Origin of the sequence: Vibrio makurazakiensis, from assembly GCF_050337375.1 — a bacterium.
GTDB lineage: Bacteria > Pseudomonadota > Gammaproteobacteria > Enterobacterales > Vibrionaceae > Vibrio > Vibrio makurazakiensis.
Genome location: NZ_JAKJSW010000291.1, coordinates 1 through 4,085, shown reverse-complemented (window position 1 = coordinate 4,085; position 4,085 = coordinate 1). Strand labels below are relative to the sequence as shown.

At 41.7% G+C, this 4,085-nt stretch carries 5 protein-coding genes; 2 read left to right on the top strand and 3 right to left on the bottom strand.

Annotated elements, in window-relative coordinates; all coding sequences use genetic code 11:
• The first annotated feature begins 59 nt into the window (after nt 1-59).
• Both L4C33_RS20160 and L4C33_RS20155 read left to right on the top strand, forming a co-directional pair.
• Nucleotides 60-290, top strand: coding sequence for a hypothetical protein (locus tag L4C33_RS20160; protein ID WP_428814188.1), 231 nt, complete (start codon nt 60-62; stop codon nt 288-290).
• 83 nt (nt 291-373) lie between these two features.
• Nucleotides 374-1,348, top strand: a complete 975-nt coding sequence (locus tag L4C33_RS20155; protein ID WP_428814187.1) for an arginine deiminase-related protein — start codon at nt 374-376, stop codon at nt 1,346-1,348.
• Nucleotides 1,349-1,440: 92 nt separating this feature from the next.
• Here L4C33_RS20155 and L4C33_RS20150 read toward each other — a convergent pair whose 3' ends face one another.
• From L4C33_RS20150 to L4C33_RS20140, 3 genes are all read right to left on the bottom strand, one after another.
• Nucleotides 1,441-2,136: a response regulator gene (locus tag L4C33_RS20150; protein ID WP_428814186.1), complete on the bottom strand. Its 696-nt coding sequence runs from the start codon at nt 2,134-2,136 to the stop codon at nt 1,441-1,443.
• Between the two features lie 287 nt (nt 2,137-2,423).
• Nucleotides 2,424-3,431 (bottom strand): glycine betaine/L-proline ABC transporter substrate-binding protein ProX, encoded by a 1,008-nt coding sequence (gene proX, locus L4C33_RS20145; protein WP_428814185.1) that lies wholly within the window; start codon nt 3,429-3,431, stop codon nt 2,424-2,426.
• A partial coding sequence (locus tag L4C33_RS20140; RefSeq protein WP_428814184.1) for an ABC transporter permease subunit occupies nt 3,424-4,085 on the bottom strand: 662 nt, incomplete at its 5' end. The genes L4C33_RS20140 and proX, both read right to left, overlap by 8 nt.

The window sequence follows — 4,085 nt, the reverse complement described above, 5'->3', positions numbered from 1 at the left end:
ACTAAATACTATTAGGATTATGTTGTTGTGAAAACTGATGAACCTGAAAAATTTAGGTCATGAAAAAGGGTTGGAAGAAGAGCATATTTGTTTCACGGATGTCTTCTTTACTGACATTGACAATCGTAACGCTAATCGGTGTGAAATGTAACCAGTTCCATAGGGTTTTGGTGTATCAGATATGCGGCGGAGTCGGCGTATTCGAGCAGGTAAAATGGCAAGTGAGCCAGCGAGCAGGAAAATTTGCTGCTAATGAGTACTTACTCAGTGATATTTTATTGTCAGGATAAGAAAACTGCAGCCAATTCAGTGAAAATCCTCATAACAACTTGTTTACAATTCTCATTAGTAACGTGATAGGGAAAGTGAACAGATGTTAAACCTACATAAAAAAACACTTTTTAATTCTAGTGTCCAAAACGCAAACTGCGTTGTAATGGTCCCGCCAAAAGAGTTTCGTTATAACGAAGAAACCGCGCGCGATAATGAATTTCAAAATCAAGTTAACTTGTCGCAAGAACAAGTTAAGAAGCAAACTATGGTTGAATTCAAAACCATGGTAGCAAGCCTTCGAAAAGAAGGTGTTCAGGTTATTGAGTTTGATTACCCAGAAACAGACGTATCGACGCCTGATGCTGTATTCCCAAATAACTGGTTTAGTACCTGTGCCGATGGAAGCTTTTATACGTTTCCAATGGCATGTGAAAACCGTCAGCATGAAGTTAAGCCCGATGCTTTAATTTCAGTATTGGAAGAGTCAGGAAGAGTAGTGTCTCGTACAGAGTCTCTGGAAAGCTACTTAAAGCAAGGCGCTTATCTTGAAAGTACTGGCGTGATGGTGCTTGATCATATAAATAAAACTATCTACGCAGCGCTTTCTCAACGTTGTGATCGTGAAGTATTAGAAGACTATGCCAAGCAGATAGGTTATGCACGAGTCGTTTCGTTCCAGACAGCTTTGCCTTCTGGTCACCCGATTTATCATACGAACGTTATGATGGCGATTGGCGAAAGTTTCTGTGTAATATGCGATGAAGTTATCCCAGAATTTGAAAGACGCTTTGTTGTAAAATCTCTCGCAAAAGACAAACAGGTGATCTCAATCTCGTTAGATCAAATGAACCGCTTTTGTGGCAACATTTTACAGTTAGAAACCATCAACGGTGACAAAGTTATTGCGATGTCGCAATCTGCTTATGATGCCTTTTCTCCAGCTCAGCTTGCGCAGTTGTCTACCCACGGGAAGTTACTGCCATTCGATGTTAAAACAATCGAAGATATTGGCGGTGGTTCGGTGAGGTGTATGTTGGGTGAAGTATTTTTGCCAACGAGAGTGAATAGACTTTAAAAAGCTCTAAGACCGCTAGAACCAAAAATAGAAAAGCCCAAGTAAAGGTATGCCTTTTACTTGGGCTTTGCGTTTATTAAGGCATGCCGCTTCTATTTTATCGGTGTGCTTTTTATATCGACTTCTCCAGTATTCATATCCACGGCGGCGTTGTAGATACTGTCTGGGTTTCCATAATGCTTAAAGGTGAAATTGTATGTGTTTGCTTTTGTCCAGAGATCGACGTCTTCAGAAGGCATAATATCGTATCCATCTTGTTGATAGAGCTCAGTCGCCATGACGTACGCAATTGCCGCTTGCGTGTTAGCCCCCCAGTTTGTCGTAGGTTCTAGTGATGGGTTACTTGGATATGTTTCTCCGTTATAGCTCATTACCCGGTATGCACCGTTGCTCCAAACGATAAAATCTTGCCAACCATTACTGTAACTGTCAGCTAAAACCACAGGCGTTTTCACAACGGTCATTTGGTTAATTATTTCACCGCTATTGTTGAACATGACTGCTGTGCACCCACCACTGCCACAGAAGTAGGGATCCTGCATGAGCACTATATGTTCAAAAGAGTCGTCGGCATTAAGGTCTGCACTGCCCGTGCGATAGCGGATATTGTTGTCGGCTAACGAAAGCCCCTCAGGAGCTAGAATTTGATTCTCCACCCATTTTGCAATTGTTTCCTGACTTGCTTGAGCACTTGTTGTGTCATCGTTGGAAACGCCGTTAATACTAGAACAGCCAATGAGAGAAAGTGAGCCCATTAGGCACAGGCTATGTAATATATGCTTGTTCATTTATTTTGCTCTTGAGGTCAGTAGGTGTGGTCGCTAGTTTACAGATTCAGTATAAGCATTTAATCAAAGCTTGGTGAAATATGATGGGAATCAGTTAAGTATGTCACGACTGGTGTGTATTGGATTACAGCTTAAAGGTTTGGTTCCGCTAGTTAATTAATATAAAAGTGGTTGACTAAGATAAGAATGGAGAGCCAAGATCAAAAAAAGCCAGACCAAACGGTACTGACTTTTTAATTATCTATAAATACAGGTGACAGTATCTATAGCTAGTCTCTTTTATTAGATTACATTGACGCTTTTTTCGCTTCAGCAATCCAAGAGTTGAATAAGCCTTGGTTAGCTTTAATCCAACCGTTAACGTGTGACTCGATATCCGCAGTGCTGTTCTTGCCTTTGCTCATCATCATGTTTTGAGCGCTCACATCATTGATGTTTAGCTTGATGATTTCAAATAGCTTAGCAGCTGAAGGGTTTTGAGCCGCAAACTCTTTGTTAGCAATAATACGCATAGAGTTCATTTCAAAACCGTAGTTCTTACCGTTAGATAAAGTTGTGTCTACGTTTTTACGCTCACCAGGTAGTGCAGAGAATGGTACTTCTAGCCATACAACATCTTCATTTGGTACAAGAACACCACTTACCCAGTATGGAGTCCATGTGTAGTACAAGATTGACTCACCGTTCTTATAACGTGAAATTGTGTCAGCAATAATAGCTGCGTAGTTACCTTGGTTATGGCTTACTGTGTCGCTAAGTTTGTATGCTGAAAGTTGCTCTTCAATAACTAACTCACAACCCCAACCTGGGTTACAACCGGTTAAGTCTGCTTTGCCATCACCATCAGCATCGAACAGTTTTGCTAGCTTAGGATCGCTAAGTTGGCCGATGTTAGTGATTCCGTATTTTTCTGCTGTTTTTTTATCAATTAGGTAGCCTTGTGCCGCGCCACTAATGTACTGACCTTTACGGTAAAACTTATCGTCGCCACCAGACATCGTGTATTTATCAGCATGTAGAGGGAACCAACCTACCGCTAGAAATGTAGCATCACCTTTGGCAATTGACGTGTAACCTACGTTGTAATCAACTTCTTTTGTTGCCTGCACATCGTAGCCTAGTGCTTCAAGTGCACGGTTTACGATCAGTGTTTGGAATGTTTCTTCTGCAACAGTCGATTGAAGAGGCTGAATGCTAACGCCTTCACCTGGTAGCTTTTCAGCCCATACGTTACTTGATAAAGCGAGTGTTGCTACAACACCGGTTGTTAAAGCCTTCTTCCATGAATTATTCATGTTCATTTTTCCTTAATTTTAGTTCTGGTTTACTTTTTTGTGCGAAAAGCTTGAGTAGGATAGAAACGGGACCAACGTGATACCAACGTAACTTCGTGTTACCTGCGTTGACACCTAAAACTTGAGTAATGCGATCAAGCAAGATAGCTAAAATTACAATACCCAGACCACCAACAGCGGCTAAACCCATATCTAGACGGCCAATGCCTCGAAGTACCATTTGGCCTAAACCGCCGACGGCAATCATTGAAGCAATTACTACCATTGRTAGCGAAAGCATTAGTGTTTGGTTTACCCCTGCCATAATGGTTGGCAGTGCTAGAGGCAGTTGAATGCGGTAAAGCATTTGCTTTTTACTTGCCCCAAATGAATGACCAGCTTCAATCAATTCTTCAGGGACCTGCTGAATGCCTAAAATGGTTAGGCGCACAACAGGAGGCAAAGCAAAGATAATCGTTACAACGACACCCGGAACATTACCAATACCAAACAGCATGACTATTGGTACTAAGTAAACAAACGCTGGTGTGGTTTGCATTGCATCAAGAATTGGGCGGATGAATTTGGCKGCAGTGTTACTTCTGGCAAGCCATATTCCGAGTGGTAGCCCTATCAAGAGACAGAAGAATACCGAGGTCATGACCAGTGAAAGAG